The sequence below is a fragment of the Ornithinibacillus californiensis genome (assembly GCF_001038485.1).
GTDB lineage: Bacteria > Bacillota > Bacilli > Bacillales > Amphibacillaceae > Ornithinibacillus > Ornithinibacillus californiensis.
In genome coordinates this window covers 13,173-28,656 of record NZ_LDUE01000030.1, presented here as the reverse complement: position 1 = coordinate 28,656, position 15,484 = coordinate 13,173, and the positions used below count along the sequence as shown (strand labels likewise).

The 15,484-nt window shown below is 37.0% G+C and carries 15 protein-coding genes; 5 read left to right on the top strand and 10 right to left on the bottom strand.

Annotated elements, in window-relative coordinates; all coding sequences use genetic code 11:
- Window positions 1–22: 22 nt before the first annotated feature.
- Window positions 23–520, bottom strand: a complete 498-nt coding sequence (locus TE34_RS07500) for a hypothetical protein (protein ID WP_047984199.1) — start codon at window positions 518–520, stop codon at window positions 23–25.
- Between the two features lie 227 nt (window positions 521–747).
- On the opposite strand from TE34_RS07500, the gene TE34_RS07495 reads away from it, so the two are divergent.
- A complete protein-coding gene (locus TE34_RS07495) occupies window positions 748–1,062 on the top strand; it encodes a hypothetical protein (protein WP_047984198.1) in 315 nt (104 codons plus the stop codon).
- Window positions 1,063–1,154: 92 nt separating this feature from the next.
- On the opposite strand, the gene TE34_RS20210 is transcribed toward TE34_RS07495, so the two are convergent.
- From TE34_RS20210 to TE34_RS21000, 3 genes are all read right to left on the bottom strand, one after another.
- Window positions 1,155–2,195 carry a C39 family peptidase gene (locus TE34_RS20210; RefSeq protein WP_053075002.1) on the bottom strand — a complete coding sequence of 347 codons (1,041 nt, stop codon included), beginning with the start codon at window positions 2,193–2,195 and terminating at the stop codon, window positions 1,155–1,157.
- Between the two features lie 56 nt (window positions 2,196–2,251).
- Entirely contained in the window at window positions 2,252–4,105 is a 1,854-nt protein-coding gene (gene asnB, locus TE34_RS07485) for an asparagine synthase (glutamine-hydrolyzing) (RefSeq protein ID WP_047984197.1), read from the bottom strand.
- 229 nt (window positions 4,106–4,334) lie between these two features.
- Window positions 4,335–4,499 (bottom strand): hypothetical protein, encoded by a 165-nt coding sequence (locus tag TE34_RS21000; protein WP_157037598.1) that lies wholly within the window; start codon window positions 4,497–4,499, stop codon window positions 4,335–4,337.
- A 308-nt stretch (window positions 4,500–4,807) separates the two neighbouring features.
- Between TE34_RS21000 and TE34_RS07480 the strand changes: the two genes are divergently transcribed.
- Window positions 4,808–5,272, top strand: coding sequence for a CoxG family protein (locus TE34_RS07480; protein WP_047984196.1), 465 nt, complete (start codon window positions 4,808–4,810; stop codon window positions 5,270–5,272).
- A gap of 75 nt (window positions 5,273–5,347) precedes the next feature.
- On the opposite strand, the gene TE34_RS07475 is transcribed toward TE34_RS07480, so the two are convergent.
- Window positions 5,348–5,608: a YciI family protein gene (locus tag TE34_RS07475; protein ID WP_047984195.1), complete on the bottom strand. Its 261-nt coding sequence runs from the start codon at window positions 5,606–5,608 to the stop codon at window positions 5,348–5,350.
- A gap of 114 nt (window positions 5,609–5,722) precedes the next feature.
- On the opposite strand from TE34_RS07475, the gene TE34_RS07470 reads away from it, so the two are divergent.
- Window positions 5,723–6,187: a YndM family protein gene (locus TE34_RS07470; protein ID WP_053075001.1), complete on the top strand. Its 465-nt coding sequence runs from the start codon at window positions 5,723–5,725 to the stop codon at window positions 6,185–6,187.
- A gap of 52 nt (window positions 6,188–6,239) precedes the next feature.
- Here TE34_RS07470 and tkt read toward each other — a convergent pair whose 3' ends face one another.
- From tkt to TE34_RS07450, 4 genes are all read right to left on the bottom strand, one after another.
- On the bottom strand, window positions 6,240–8,237 hold the full coding sequence (gene tkt, locus TE34_RS07465) for a transketolase (RefSeq protein ID WP_047984194.1): 1,998 nt from the start codon (window positions 8,235–8,237) through the stop codon (window positions 6,240–6,242).
- 142 nt (window positions 8,238–8,379) lie between these two features.
- Window positions 8,380–9,732, bottom strand: a complete 1,353-nt coding sequence (locus TE34_RS07460) for a PTS ascorbate transporter subunit IIC (protein ID WP_047984193.1) — start codon at window positions 9,730–9,732, stop codon at window positions 8,380–8,382.
- A gap of 22 nt (window positions 9,733–9,754) precedes the next feature.
- Window positions 9,755–10,036, bottom strand: a complete 282-nt coding sequence (locus TE34_RS07455) for a PTS sugar transporter subunit IIB (protein ID WP_047984192.1) — start codon at window positions 10,034–10,036, stop codon at window positions 9,755–9,757.
- Window positions 10,036–12,081, bottom strand: a complete 2,046-nt coding sequence (locus tag TE34_RS07450; protein WP_047984191.1) for a BglG family transcription antiterminator — start codon at window positions 12,079–12,081, stop codon at window positions 10,036–10,038. The genes TE34_RS07455 and TE34_RS07450 overlap by 1 nt, the downstream gene beginning before the upstream one ends.
- A gap of 188 nt (window positions 12,082–12,269) precedes the next feature.
- Here TE34_RS07450 and TE34_RS07445 point away from each other — a divergent pair, with 188 nt between their 5' ends.
- Window positions 12,270–13,109 carry a Cof-type HAD-IIB family hydrolase gene (locus TE34_RS07445; RefSeq protein ID WP_084710654.1) on the top strand — a complete coding sequence of 280 codons (840 nt, stop codon included), beginning with the start codon at window positions 12,270–12,272 and terminating at the stop codon, window positions 13,107–13,109.
- 154 nt (window positions 13,110–13,263) lie between these two features.
- Here TE34_RS07445 and TE34_RS20995 read toward each other — a convergent pair whose 3' ends face one another.
- Window positions 13,264–13,596, bottom strand: a complete 333-nt coding sequence (locus TE34_RS20995) for a hypothetical protein (protein WP_157037597.1) — start codon at window positions 13,594–13,596, stop codon at window positions 13,264–13,266.
- A 198-nt stretch (window positions 13,597–13,794) separates the two neighbouring features.
- On the opposite strand from TE34_RS20995, the gene TE34_RS07440 reads away from it, so the two are divergent.
- A complete protein-coding gene (locus TE34_RS07440; protein WP_047984190.1) occupies window positions 13,795–15,393 on the top strand; it encodes an esterase/lipase family protein in 1,599 nt (532 codons plus the stop codon).
- The last annotated feature ends 91 nt before the right edge of the window (window positions 15,394–15,484 follow it).

The window sequence follows — 15,484 nt, the reverse complement described above, 5'->3', positions numbered from 1 at the left end:
TGTTTTTTAAGGTGAAGAATACCTAATTTTCATCTGGTTCTAAGGTAGTTTCTGACTTTTTATAATCCCAAAGCACTGTCCACTCCCCATCTAGACTAGTAGCATAAACTTCTTGAACAAGTGCAAAGTTGCCATATTTCCCTTCATAATATTGCGTGACCTCTACTTTATACACTTCTTCTATTGGTTCTGAATCCTCTTCAATTTGCCAATTTCGGAGCAATTCCGCGTCTTCCAGAGAAAACGTAAACGTATTAACACCAAAATGATTCAGAAAAACATGGGCCCGATCCTGTAAATAATGACCTTTTTCAAACCTCTCCTTCATATATGGGTGAAACATTTCCCAAGAGTCCGAAAATGCACCAGCCTGTTCATATAGATAAAATTCTTCCACTGCTGCCTCCGCTTGATTGGATGAGCTATTGATGAAAAACGAGTAGATAAACCAAAACAGTAGAGCTATAACAACACTTAAAAGAAGAAAAAACAGTAAGCCTTTACGATTATTCCGTCTCATATCGTTACCTTCTTCCATTTAAGGTGGACTACTATATAAGTATTCGTGTCTACTATTATTTATAAGTAGATATCACATGGTCATTAGAACCTGCTATACCAAAATTTGTAGAATCTTAGCATAATTTGTCAAAATCTTGTCGACATAGGTCTAAAGTTGTGATATCATTTCTATGCAATAATAATTTTTGTGATTATAACAAAAAACAAAATTTGGAGGTGAAATTCATGTCAACATCTCGTATTATGAAATGGGTAACTGGTGCTTTAGAAGCATTATTAGCAATCCCCGTACTTGGTGCATCCATTATCGTTGGATTACTATGGACTCCACTATTAATCATGTTAGCACTTCATATCGTTACTTTAGTACTTACTAAAAAAGACGGTGGTTCTACAGTTGGAAGCATCCTTGGTATCGTAACTTCATGTATCGCTTGGATTCCTTTCGTAGGTTGGATCATGCACATTCTTTCTGCAATCTTCCTAATGATCGGTGCTGCTAAGCAGGACAATGTTTCTAACGGTGTAGTAGCTGAATAATGATTAGAAAAAGACTCAAGTAGTTGAGTCTTTTTTTGTTTCTTAAGATAACAAAAACCCATAAACAATCTTCATTGTTCATGGGTTTTTTGCTAATGGACAACCATTGCATGGCTACCGGCTTTCTCATATATATCAAAAAATCTTTCCTTTGGATACGCTACGTTCCCTTTTAAAGGGTCCATAACATAAACATTATCTTCGCTAAATCCAGTGAGTACGACCGTATGAGAATTACGTATTACGTCAATGGATTTATCTGTATCAGCAACATACCAGGAGTAATTAAACATCGGTTCTTTTTGATTAATCGTTGTCCAAACAATCACTGGTATTCCTTCTCGAACATATTGTAATAATTGTTCCGGACTATTCCCTGTTAAATCTTTTGACTGATGATGGCCATCCATGGATTCAAAGTAGCTTTTTACCGTCTCCATTATCGGCGGGACGTAGCTAAAGAATCCTTGATTTTTACTCCTTGGCTCGCCAGCATATGCTTGGTAAGGATCTGCCCCGTACAGATTGCCATTCTTCACTTCAAAAGGTACTTTGGGTAGATACTTGTCTGCGAGCGCTGTTTTTTCTACTTTGTATCCATAAAATTTTAGAACGGCTGTAAGTGCTGTGACTTCACAACCATTCGGTAATTCAGGTTCTTGTAGCACTACCTCAACAGGCAATTTCATCTCTGTTGCAACGATCTCCTGATTGTCCGTGCGTTTATAGGTAGTAATCGCAGGATGAACGCTACTCTCAATCGTTATATAATTCCGTTCAGCTACCAACTCTAACGAATTATGCTCCTCATTTAATTGATATGGCTTTTGGATTTCGGTTTGGACAATTTGGTAGCTCTTATTCTGGGGAAGCTTTTGCGACTGTGCGACACCATCACTTCCCGTAATTAGCTCTTCGATCATCTCATTCCTTTCCACATCAATCAGTTGGAATTTGGTATTTTTGATTGGATACCCATTAACAGCATCCACACTCACAATTGTGATTACCCCTTCATCCTCTTCAAAAAGCTCATAAACAAAAGCATATATCCGATCACCATTCATTGTGACTAGGATTATGCTAATGAATATTAGAAAAAAGAGAATTGAGTTTCGTAACATCAATTTCATTGTGAGCTACTCCCTATTAGTTTTCCTAGGAAGGAAAACCTTGTAATAGTGCTAATTTAGTTTTCCATATCCACAAAGAAACGCTTATACCAAACTAAAAATACATACACTGTCCAAATATAACGTGCTCGGTTTGCTTGTCCATGGTAATGTTCATCCAAGAATTTCACAAGCTCTTCGACATGGAAAAATTGCTTAGCAATATCAGACTCAAACACTTCTCGTATTTGATTATAATATTTCGCTTGTTTGATCCAGTCACGGAATGGAACTGGGAATCCTACCTTAGGACGATTTGCCCACTCATCTGGCAGTACTTCGTTTGCAGCTTTACGTAATACATACTTTGTATCGATATCATTTACTTTTAAATGTGCTGGTATTTTTCCAGCCATCTCCATAACCTCTTTGTCCAAGAAAGGAACTCGGAGTTCAATGGAGTGCGCGGAACTCATTTTATCTGCTTTTAATAGGATATCTCCAGGCAACCAATGCTTCATATCCACATATTGCATCTTGGTGACATTATCCTTGTTAGGAACTCTTTCGTAAGATTCACGTACGATTTCCTCTGGTGTAGGTGCATCTTTAAAATCATCACGTAAAACTTTTAGTGCATCCTTCTCTTCAAAAACTTTCGCTTGTCCAATAAACTTCTCTTCAACCTTTTGACCACCTTTTACCAAGAAGGTTGAAATACGGTTTTCAGGGAGTTTCTTCGCGATATTCGATATGATACGACGGAAGATAAATGGTACTTTTTCATACGCGCGCATTTCTTTCGACGTTTCGTACCATGCATACCCACCAAAGATTTCATCCGCTCCCTCACCAGAAAGTAGCACGGTAGCATGCTTACTAGCGAGTTCTGCTAGGAAATATAATGGAACCGATGATAGATTGGACTGTGGCTCATCCATATGGTATTGAACCGTAGGAATTACATCAAAAAACTCATCTGCACTGATAATTTTCTTATGGTTTTCAATATTTAATTGCTTCGAAAGGTCAGCCGCAATATTAGTTTCATTAAAGATTCCTTCATAGTCCTCAAATCCAACGGAAAACGTCTTATCTGGCTTTAATAGTGCTGTAATGTAACTAGAGTCTACCCCACCTGAGAGGAAAGACCCTACCTTTACATCACTTATACGGTGATATTTAACAGACTCTTCCATCGTTTCTTTAATTTGTTGAACGTAGTACTCTAGCGAATTTTCCTCTGTTTCAAAAGGTATATCCCAATATTGGTTGATTTCCATTTCACCATTCTTATAGATCATGTAGTGACCTGGGCGTAACTTGTATACACCTTTAAAGAATGTTTCATCAAGAACTGAATACTGGAACGTTAGATAAGGTTTTAACGCTTCTTTATTCAATTCCTTTTGGAAGCCTGGGAATTTCATAAATGATTTAATCTCAGATCCAAAAAGGAAAGAATTATCAGTTGTATTTTGTGTATAATAGAGCGGTTTAATACCAAAGAAGTCACGCGCAATAAATAGTGACTCATTTCTTTTATCCCATAAAGCAAATGCAAACATACCACGAAGCTTTTGTAGGATGTCTACTCCATACTCCTCATACCCATGAATGATAACTTCTGTATCACTTTGGCTTTTAAACACATGACCCTTTTCTTTTAAATCATCCATCAATGATTGGTAATTATAAATTTCACCGTTAAAAATTAATGATATTGAATCATCTTCATTAAACATAGGCTGACTTGCATCAGGCGTAAGATCAATAATCTGTAATCGTCTAAATCCTAATGTGACGGTATCATCAACAAAGCGACCATCGCTATCTGGCCCACGATGTCCAATTGTATTCATCATATCTTGTATTACTTTTGATTTATCTATATTAACTGAATTAGTTGCAAATCCAACAAAACCACACATGGCAGTATCTCCTCTTAATTTAGGATTGAATGATATTCATATCTACTAAGTTACCTAACTAGTAGTTTATACATAACTTAATTGAATTCATACTTACTAATTTTATCAATTTCATCCGACAATCTCAAGAGGAATCGCGACAATCTTCGCCATGGTTTATTACTATTATAGAAGAATAAGGATCAATCCGGGGATGGACTGATCCTTATTTTGTTAAGAGGTGAGGCGCCTAACGAGGATACTTGAGGGTTAAATTATCACAACAAGGGGAATGAACGGCCGAAATTTCCGATATACGACGATTTGTCGCCGCAATTATTTCTAAGAGTTGAACGATAGTTTGCTCATGTTGATCTACTTTTCTTTTTAAATCTAATAGTTCATTTTGGGTCATTTTCCCCCCTCCTTTCGACTCTATAAATATAAATACCAAATTCTAAAAAATATTTCCAATCCGTATTTTTTTGGTTTTTGACACCATTCGACAAGCAATTTCTTGTAAAAGAGTGTTTTGAGTGGAAATTTTACTATAAAATTCCTATTTATCTTAATAAACAAAGTAAAATAGGAATTTTTTTCTTTTGTTCAACAAATATCGACAATAACAGCAATATACTTGTCCATTTGTCAAAATAAACTTTCCTGAATAAATTTCGATGTTGTTAATATACTTGGTAACATGGATTAAAGGAGGGTTTTCATATGCCTGGAGGTTCATTTACAAAAGAAGTGGATGTACCAATTGAAGCCATTTGGGAGTTTGTTAGTGATATGAACAAGTGGGCACCACTTATTCCTGGTTATGTCGAGCACAGCATTTTAAATGAAAAACAGTCGACATGGAAGTTTAAAGGAGATGTAGGTAAACTACAAAAAACCGTTAGTATGCGAGTTGATATTACCGAATGGAAGAAACCTACTACGGTAAAGTTCACCTTGACTGGAATTAGTGAAAAAATCTCAGGTAACGGTTATTTCGAAGCAAAAACGATAACAGCCTTTCAAACAGAAATGACAGGGAATCTTAATATGACTGCCAAAGGAATGATGGGACCAGTGATCAACCCCGTGTTAAAAACAATGGTACCTAAAACAGTAAAACGATTAACAGAGTCCGTCATTACTAACATTATCGAGAACAATCGCCAAGTGGCAAGGGGTTACTAAACAGGGGGAACCTTCAGATAGCTTACAGTACAGAGAAAAGGACCAGAACATCTTTCGTTCTGGTCTTAAATGTTTTTACTGTGTCATTTCCCATTCATGAATTTCATAAGTTCTAGCACCAGTTACTACATAAGGATCCTTTTTTACCATCTCTTCTGCTGCTTCTAAGCTTTCGGCCATATAAATAACGAGACCACCAGCACCATCAACAAATCGGCCTTTCGCAAATACATTCCCTGCCTCAACCTTTTCTTGTAAATAAGTAAGATGTTCTGCTCGAAATTGCTTACTTTTTTCTTCATCTTTCATTGGTAAAAAAACAGCAAAATATTTCATGTATTATCCCCCATAATGTTTTGTCTTCTTATCTTATAAATATCATATTTTCAGGAGAATTGCCAAATACTAACATAAGCCTAAGAAACCACTCCTGAAAGGATGTTTATAAAGATGAATTTAAAAGCTTTGGGAATAAAACTTATTGTGCATATGATTACCGTACTATCTATATTTGGTATATTTTTTGATGCTAGCTTAACCAATCTAGTCATTATTGGAATTCTCGCTACAGGAATAAGTTACCTTATAGGTGACCGTTTTTTATTACGACGATTCGGGAATGTTAAAGCAAGCATTGCCGACTTCTTTTTAACATTTTTCACACTAGCAATTCTTGGATATTTATTTATTGAAACAGACATGCCACTTATTATGACATCTTTATTTGCAGCATTCTTTATAACTCTTACAGAACCATTCATCCATGCTTATATCCTGGAAAATGAGGCGAAATCAAAAAGAAAACGCCTATTAAGAAGAAGTGGACGGTTACAAACAGAATTTGCGGAAGAAACACATACCGACTCCGAAACAATATCGCGGAAGAAGGATCCTAGGAGAGATTCCAGGCAATAAACTTTATCTACACAAAAGTGCCAGGCACCTGATTTGGTGTCTGGCACTACAATTATAGTTTCTTAAATTCCTTAACAACATTCTCTACGGTAAAACCATATCTCGCAATTACTTCATCTCCTGGAGCAGATGCACCAAAGATATCAATACTAAGTACTGATCCAGCTGAGCCTACATATTCCCTCCAACCAAGCTTAGACCCCATTTCAACAGACAAGCGCTTAGTTAAATGATTAGGAAGTACAGATTCCTTATATTCTTCTGACTGCTTTTCAAATAGCTCCCATGATGGCATGCTTACCACGTTCACATGAATATCTTCCCTTGCTAGTTCTTTTTGTGCTTCAATAGCTAAAGATACTTCAGAACCTGCTGCAAGAATGATACCTGTTGCCTTGCTATTTGCTTGCGATACAACGTAAGCCCCTTTTGCTACTCCATCCGTTGCTAGTTTACTAGTTTCTTCTAGTGTCGGAAGACCTTGACGTCCTAAAACAAGCATTGTTGGAGTATCAGATGATGTTACCGCTAGCTTCCAAGCTTCTTTTGCTTCATTTGCATCTGCAGGACGAATTACAGAAATTCCTGGCATCGCACGGAAGGATGCTAGATGTTCTATAGGTTGGTGTGTCGGACCATCAGCACCAACAGCTACACTATCATGTGTGAAAACATAAGTAACCGGAAGTTTCATTAAAGCAGCTAATCGAATGGCTGGACGAAGATAGTCTGAGAATACAAAAAATGTACTTACAAACGGTTTTAAATAGTGAAGTGCCATACCATTCGCTATACCACCCATGGCAAATTCACGGACACCAAACCAAACGTTTCTTCCAACATAATTTCCTGGCTTAAAATCACCATAGTTATTTAATTTAGCTTGTGTAGAAGAGTTTAGGTCAGCTGCTCCACCAACGAGTTCTGGGAATACATCTGCTAGCGCATTTAACACTTTACTTGCAGACGCTCTTGTGGCAAGTGAATCCCCATCAACAAATTCAGGAAGTTTCGCATCCCAGTTTTTTGGTAACTCACCATTAATAACACGTAATAATTCTCGAGCTTCTTCTGGATATGCCGCTTCATATTTAGCAAATAACTGATTCCACTCTTGTTCCCTTTGGATACCATTTTCACGAATGGATCGGAAGTCTTCATAAACCTCCTCTGGAACATAAAATTCCTCTACATATTCCCAACCTAAATATTCTTTTGTACGGCTGATTTCTTCTTTTCCTAACGGATTACTATGGGCCTTATGTGTCCCTTGGAGGGAAGGAGATCCATAACCAATGGTTGTTTTAACCTCAATAATAGTTGGGCGATTATCATCCAAACGTGCTTCTTGCAGCGCAGCCCCTATTGCGGAAATATCATTGCCATCCTCGACAAGGAGGTATTGCCAATTCATAGATTCAAAGCGTTTTTTAATGTCTTCAGAAAATGATATATTCAAATCCCCATCTAAGCTAATATCATTGGAATCATATAGAACGATTAAACGGCCAAGACCAAGATGACCCGCTAGTGATGCTGCTTCATAGGATACACCTTCCATTAAGTCCCCATCACCACAAATCGTATAAGTGAAGTGATCTACTACAGGATATCCGTCCCGGTTATACGTCTCTGCTAAATACCTTTCCGCTAGTGCCATACCTACTGTTACTGGAATTCCTTGTCCAAGAGGACCTGTTGTTGCTTCTACACCTGGAGTATGTCCATATTCCGGATGTCCTGGTGTTTTACTCCCCCATTGTCTAGTTGTCTTTAAATCTTCTAGAGTAACATCAAATCCAGATAAATGAAGTAGATTATACTGGAGGTTAGAACCATGTCCTGCTGAAAGTACAAAACGATCGCGGTTAAACCAACTTGGATTTAATGGGTTAATATTCAAAAAGTTTTTCCATAATGCATATGCCATTGGTGCTGCCCCCATCGGCATCCCCGCATGACCATGCTTAGCTTTCTCTACACTGTCAATCGTTAATGTACGGATTGTATTAATAGATAATTGGGATACTGCTTTCGTTGCTTGCGTCATAATATGTTATCCTCCTTGATGCTTTAATATTTTGGAAATTCTTAAATAAAGTAAAGCGACCCTAAATACATTAACTCCCGCAGGAAGCTTTTTGTATTCGGGTCGCGGGTTTAAATCAACATCTAACCGAAATCTTATTTAATTAGTTATTAGCTGTCTTTTTCTTATAAGGAATTGCCATAAGCACTAAAATTACTACTAAGCTTATTACAATGGCAATAGTACCAAAGTAGTTAGCAAGTGAACCGAAGAAGATACCAGCTACACCAAAGTCGGCATCAGAGAATGTAGAGTTTGCAAATCCTAAATCTCCAAGTACAGGCATTAAGAATACTGGTAAGAATGAAATAATAATACCATTAACAAATGCACCTAGGATAGCACCTCTAACACCACCAGTTGCGTTACCAAATACCCCTGCGGCAGCACCTGTAAAGAAGTGAGGTACAACACCTGGTAAAATAATAACACTACCAGTGAAGGCCATAACTACCATGGATACAATACCACCTACGAAACTCGAGAAAAATCCAATCAATACTGCGTTTGGTGCATACGTAAATACGATAGGTACATCAAGTGCAGGTTTTGAATTTGGAACTAGTTTAGTAGAGATACCTTGGAAAGCAGGTACAATCTCAGCTAATACTAGACGTACACCCGCTAAGATAATGAATACACCTGCAGCAAAGTTACCAGCTTGAATCAATGAAAATACAATATAGTTTGTACCAGCACTTAATTCAGACTCTATATAAGTTGGGCCCGCAAATAATGCCACAATAATATAAATAATTGCCATCGTTAAAGCAATACTTACCGTACTGTCACGTAAGAAGCCAAGACCTTGTGGGAAGTTAATTTTCTCAGTAGAAACAACTTCCTTTTTACCTTTTACAGCTTTACCAACAAGACCACTAATTGCATAACCAACTGCACTAAAGTGACCAAGTGCCACATTGTCATTGCCAGTTAACTGACGCATGAATGGTTGTAAAATCGCTGGGGACAATGCCATGATAATACCTAAAGCAACAGATCCAGCTGCGATTAATGCCGGTGTACTAAAGCCAGCTACAGCCATAATTACTGCAAGCATACAAGCCATGTAAAGAGTATGGTGACCAGTTAAGAAAATATATTTAAACGGTGTAAAACGAGCTATTAAAATGTTAACAATCATACCAAAGAACATGATAAGAGCAGTTGTTGTACCATATTCAGTTAAAGCAAGCCCAACAATTGCCTCATTGTTTGGAACCACCCCAGATACATTAAATGCTTCTTGGAACATTGCTCCAAATGGTTCAAGTGCAACTCCTAAAATTCCTGCGCCTGCTGAAATTACTAGGAAACCAACAAACGTTTTCGTAGTACCTTTAATTGTGTCTGATAGTTTTTTACGTTGTAATAGCAATCCAATTAAGGCGATTAACGCCACAAGTATTGCTGGCTGACTTAAAATATCAACTAGCGTACTTAGAAAAGAATTCATGATTTTTCCCCCTGATTAAAAATTAGATTAAGTTTTTTTCTTTCATTAAAGCTGTTACTTTTTCTCTTAATTCATCCATATCAATGATATTGTTTAATACAATTACTTCACCTAGATGAGCTCCACCTTCTGCTATATCCTTTGCAAGGAAGAATACATCTGCATCGCTTGGTCCTACCGAACTTAAATCAGAGTGTTCCACTTCCACACCTGTTACACCTAGTTCCTGTAATACATTCTTGATATTCATTTCCACCATAAAACTTGTACCTAATCCATGTCCACATACTGTCATTATTTTCATTATTCTTCTTCTCCTTCTTTAATTATTGTTATTACTTCTTGAGCTGAATTAGCTTTCTTTAATAAAGTCAGCTTGCTATCATCTGCAAGGATTTTAGTTAAATGAGATAACGCTTTTAAATGTGCTTCATTATCAATTGCAGCAATAGTTATGAATATATCAATTGCATGTTCTTCCTTATCAAGTAGCAGTACAGGTTTCTTCGTTCTAAGGAACGACATCCCAATTTGTTTTACACCAGCTTCTGGTCTTGCATGAGGAATGGCGATACCTTTTCCAATATGGATATACGTTCCAACTTCCTCTACATTACTTATCATCGCGTCAATATAGTTTTGTTCTATTTTTCCTGCTTCGAGTAATGGAGTCGATGCATTTGAAATTGCATCTTTCCAATTTAAATCCACATCGGTAAACTGAATCATGTCTTCTGTAAGTAATTCTGAAAGCATTGGTGAGTATCTCCCTTTATCTGTGTTTTTGAAATATAGTAGGTTAACAAGTTCTGAGAATAGATTTTCTTCATCTCGAATATCTGCATACTTTCCAACCACTTCCATTATTCTGTCTACGGAAACATTTTTTACATTCATTTTCGGAAAGTCAGCTGCAACCTGTTGAATAAGGTAATTCTTTTCCACTTGTGATAATAGTGGTTTGACAACATAGAATGGTTTCTCTATAGATGTTGACTCTACTGTTGAAAAAATCATATCGTAATTTCTTAATGATACTTCCGATAACTCATTCAAACTATGAATACTTGAAAATTGGATATCGGGAAACATTTGGCTAAGCTGCGCCTTTAACATCATGGATGAACTTATTCCATTGGAACAAACGATTAAAGCTCGAAGTTTTTCTATACTTTTTCGCTTATCATCTGTTAAATGACCACCAAAGTGAAGGGTGAAATATCCAATTTCTTCATCACTAATGATTTTACCTGTCCACATGGTTAAAGGAGCTAGAGCTTGACGAACAAATTCAAATAATTCCTTATACTCTTCCTGTATCCTTTCTTTTAATGGATTCACCAATGGTATCCCAAAGGAGATTCGGAAAAAAGCTGGAACTAGATGATTGTATAGGCTTTTTCTTAAAAAGGACTTGTTTTCAATTGGCAGTAGTGTTACTTTTTCAAACTCAATTATGATCCTATCTACCAACTCAGCGAGGCTAGGATTATCGGCTGTTTCCGTCTCCTGTGATGAAACTAATAATTGTAATGTTACATAGTAGCTTTCTTCTGGAATACCTTTAGGAAAAAGCTCATCTACCATTAGTTTGCCTACATGGAAGATACTTTGACGCTCAATGATACTCTTTTCATACTCCTTAAAAGTAATATTTCCTTTTGGAGTACGAACCCGAAGAAATGTTAGCCGAATAATCATCTCTGTCTTTCTACTTTTAACAAGCGTTACATTTCTTTGCTCTAGTAGTTGATCCACCAACCGTTTGGTAAAAACGATTTCATTTTCAAAGCCCCAACTTTTGAGGATTAAGATTAAAGTTTCTTTTCCTAATGGCTGGGAAAGTAAGGTGTCACTACAGAAAGCTGCCAGTCTACGCTTGTCCATTTCGCTACCTAATGCATGATAGCCTTCCACTCGAGAATAGACCCATTTTAGATTCCATTTTTCACAGAGCTCTTTCACTCGCTTCACATCTGCCAAGGCCGTATTTTTACTAACTCCAAGTAATAATTGGTAGTGGTAGTTAGATATAACTTCCTTACGAATGAAAGTATAGAGGTAGATCGCAAATACGCGATCCTGCTCGGAAATGATAAACATTTTTGAATCCACGTTAGCCAAGATACCGGAGCTTTTTTCTCCTTTTAACTCTTCCGGAATCGTTAAGATATTATTCTCTATTTTGATTTCTGGCAGTTCAAGATTTTTTAAGGCGGCATTTAATTTATCTAAATCATAATGTAGCTGTCGTTCAGTCAAACTTAGTTTTCTCATCACCTCTGATTTAGTAATATGATGACTTGAAGTGATTTCTTTAAATAATATATAGGAGCGTTGATCTATCAAAAGTTACCCTCCACTTCTTACTTTCATTGTATTACGCTTTCATTACTGCATTCAATTACATTTGAACCCAATCTATGTACCCACTGTTCCAACATAAATTGTGCTCATAGTTTTCCCAATATGTCATATTTATCTCCTATAATGAACTGTATATGACATACTTAAATTTGGAAAGGTGAGGAATATAATTGAATGTCAAAGCAATCGCCTTAGATATGGATGGTACGCTACTCAATCCAAATGGTTTGGTTGAGGAAAGTTTAATTCACCATCTCCAACACCTTCGTGAGAAAGGAATTAAAATATTCATAGCAACAGGTAGGACGCAAAAAGAGATCGATGATGTTTTTCCTAGCCACATTCACCTTGATGGTTATGTAACAGCAAATGGTATGGGTATCTATACGAAGAAAAAGCAGCTCGCACAATTTTCTTTAGAAGAACACCTTCTTCGAAAAGTTATTGCAGAAGCTAGAGAAGAAAAAATCTACTATGAAGTTCATCCTGTAGAAGAATCTCGCTTCGCATTAACAGAGGACAAAGATTATTTTATCAGTGAACTAGAGAAAACAATTCCGAGAACCCTACTTGAGAATGAATTAAATTCTAGAACGGAAGCACTTCGTCAGAATATCAACTGGGTTAATCATCTCAGCTATGAAAATATTGTTAAGGTCTATTTCTTTAGTGTCGATACGACAAAGATTAATGATTGGAAAAATAGACTACTAGAACTAAAACAGGAAACTGATTTTTCGATGTCATCTTCATCTCTTCATAATGTTGAAATAATGGTATCTGGAGTAACAAAAGGAACAGGGATTCAACTACTTCTAGACGAATATAGAATATCAAAAGAGAGCTTACTAGTCGTGGGCGACAGCGAAAATGATTTACCAATGTTTGAGTTAGCTGGACATGCAGTTGCAATGAAAAACGCAGAGGATAACGTCAAAGAACAAGCCGATGAGGTAACTACATTTACCTATGAAAAAAATGGGTTATATCACTATCTTAAAAACTTATAATTAGGACCTTTACAGTTAGCAACATAGCAAATTAAACATTGAAAGAGGTATTCGTCAATAAGACGAATACCCCTTTTTTATTATTACGTAATTTCAATTGCAATCCGAATTGCCGGTATACCAGTTTCTCCAGTTGCAAACTCGTGCAACTCTCTTAGTCTTTTCGATGTCTTTCACTATGTATCACTTCATCTAAAATAGTTTCTGACTTCGTATGATTATGTATGTCACAGTAGTACACAACTGTCTTCATTCGATGAGAAATGTGACATGTTCTTGTATGCTTCATAAAATTCTTCCAGTAATTATATTTATGCTCTCCTACTTCCAAGGTCTCGTAATTGACACTAGACTGTTTCCAATTATGTTCCTCGGTACTAGTAGGTATTCGTTCCATGCTCTTTTGTTCGGCAGAAGTCACCTGCGATATTACAATGAATAGTACTCCAATAATGAATAAGCTCTGAAGTAGTCTAATTAATCTCACCCCAATTTTATTTTCCTTCTAATTAATTTTTACCAATTTTGCCCACTAATATGTACTAGCTGATACTATTTTTCGTTAATCCGTGCAAAATGTTAGGATGAGATTATATTAAATTTATCAACTTTCCCAACCTCCTCCCATCATGAATCCTTTTTAGATTGAATAAGATTGAAAAGACTAAACATGAGGAGGAGTAAGATGCCTAAGAAGTTTTCGTTAATTTTTGTTATTGTAATGCTTGTTATTGGTTTAGCTTTCCCCCTATCGACATCTGCAAAAAATGTAACCTTATCTGAAATCCCTGACCCTATTCCATTCCAAGAATCCGAACCGCTCTTTTCCACTACTGGTAAAGCGAATAATGGAAACACCGAAACACCTGGGGAATGGTATATCGGTTCCACCCCACCGAATTTAATACCTAATTCTCCTATTCTACTATTTGTCCCTGGTTTAAATAATGTTGCGCAAGTTTTTTATGAAGAGAACGATATGTATCAAACTGCTTACAACGCTGGCTATCAAACCACTTTTATTCAGTTATATGACGCGGGTGGTGCTAGTGCTGATATGTGGGATAACGGCGCATTGCTAGCTGATAAAATAAGAGAAATTTCCAATCACTTTGGAGGAAAACCAATCACGGTGGTTGCCTATAGTAAAGGTGGAGTAGATACACAAACTGCTTTAACATACTATGGTGCTTGGCAATATGTAAATAATGTTATTACACTATCCAGTCCACATCACGGGTCACAACTAGCCGACTTAGCATATAGCTCCGGAGCAGGATGGCTGGCAGACTTATTAGGTGCGCAAGGTGACGGTACATATTCCATGCAGATGGGCTATATGGCAGATTTCCGAGCGCAAACGGATGATCAGCCTAGGGCTTATTATAATGATTACTATACGTTGGGCGGCACCGCTTGGGGCTCTGCCTTTTCATCTAATTGGTACGGCGGTGTCTATTTATCACAATATGGATCCAATGATGGTGTAGTTACTACTGCTAGCAGTCGATTACCAGGTGGACAACAGCTCGCTATCGGGGATTGGACCCACACGACCATCCGCACAGGCGTTACTTTCCCTGTGTTTGATGACTATCTAACTGATAATACCTACTATAATATTCAGATGAGAAAAACCACTGGAAATATCGATAGGAATTCACCTAGCTATAACCAATGGGTAGATGGTGGACCACTCCTAGTAGAAAAAGAAAATGAGCTTGTCATCCCAGTAGAAGACGGTGTGAAAGAAGTAACTCTCAACCTACTAACTTCTCGTAATTTAGCTGATGCTAAACTTACCTCTCCTTCTGGAAAAGTCGTAACACCTAAATTCTCCTCTACAAAAATAGAGGAAGGTATTTTCTTAGGAGCTATTCAGAATACGCTAACTTACAAAAAGCCTGAAGCTGGAGAATGGAAATTAGAACTAACGGTTAAAGAAGAAGATGCATATCTATTAGTTACCAGTTTTAACTCGTCTACTAAACTACAGAATGCTGGAAAAGTGAAAGCTAGCAATTCCATGCAAATGACATACCACTTAACTGCGAACACAGAAGAAGTACAGGAGAATACGTTAACCGCAACGTACCATATCACCGAATCTAATAATCCCGTAAACTCGAAGAAACTTTCTGTTGCAGGGAGCAAAAATCTCTCCAAAGTACTTACTTTTAACACTGCGAAGGAAGTATACAATATAACAATTGAAGTAGAAGGACTAACCAAAAACGGCAAACCATTCAAAAGAACCATTATCGACTCTGTCTATGTGGAATAATAAATAGCAAGTACAGAGGATGAGACATAACTAGAAGTTGAAGTTAAAAATGCGAATAATTTACCACATTAGCTCCGGAAATATACGGAGA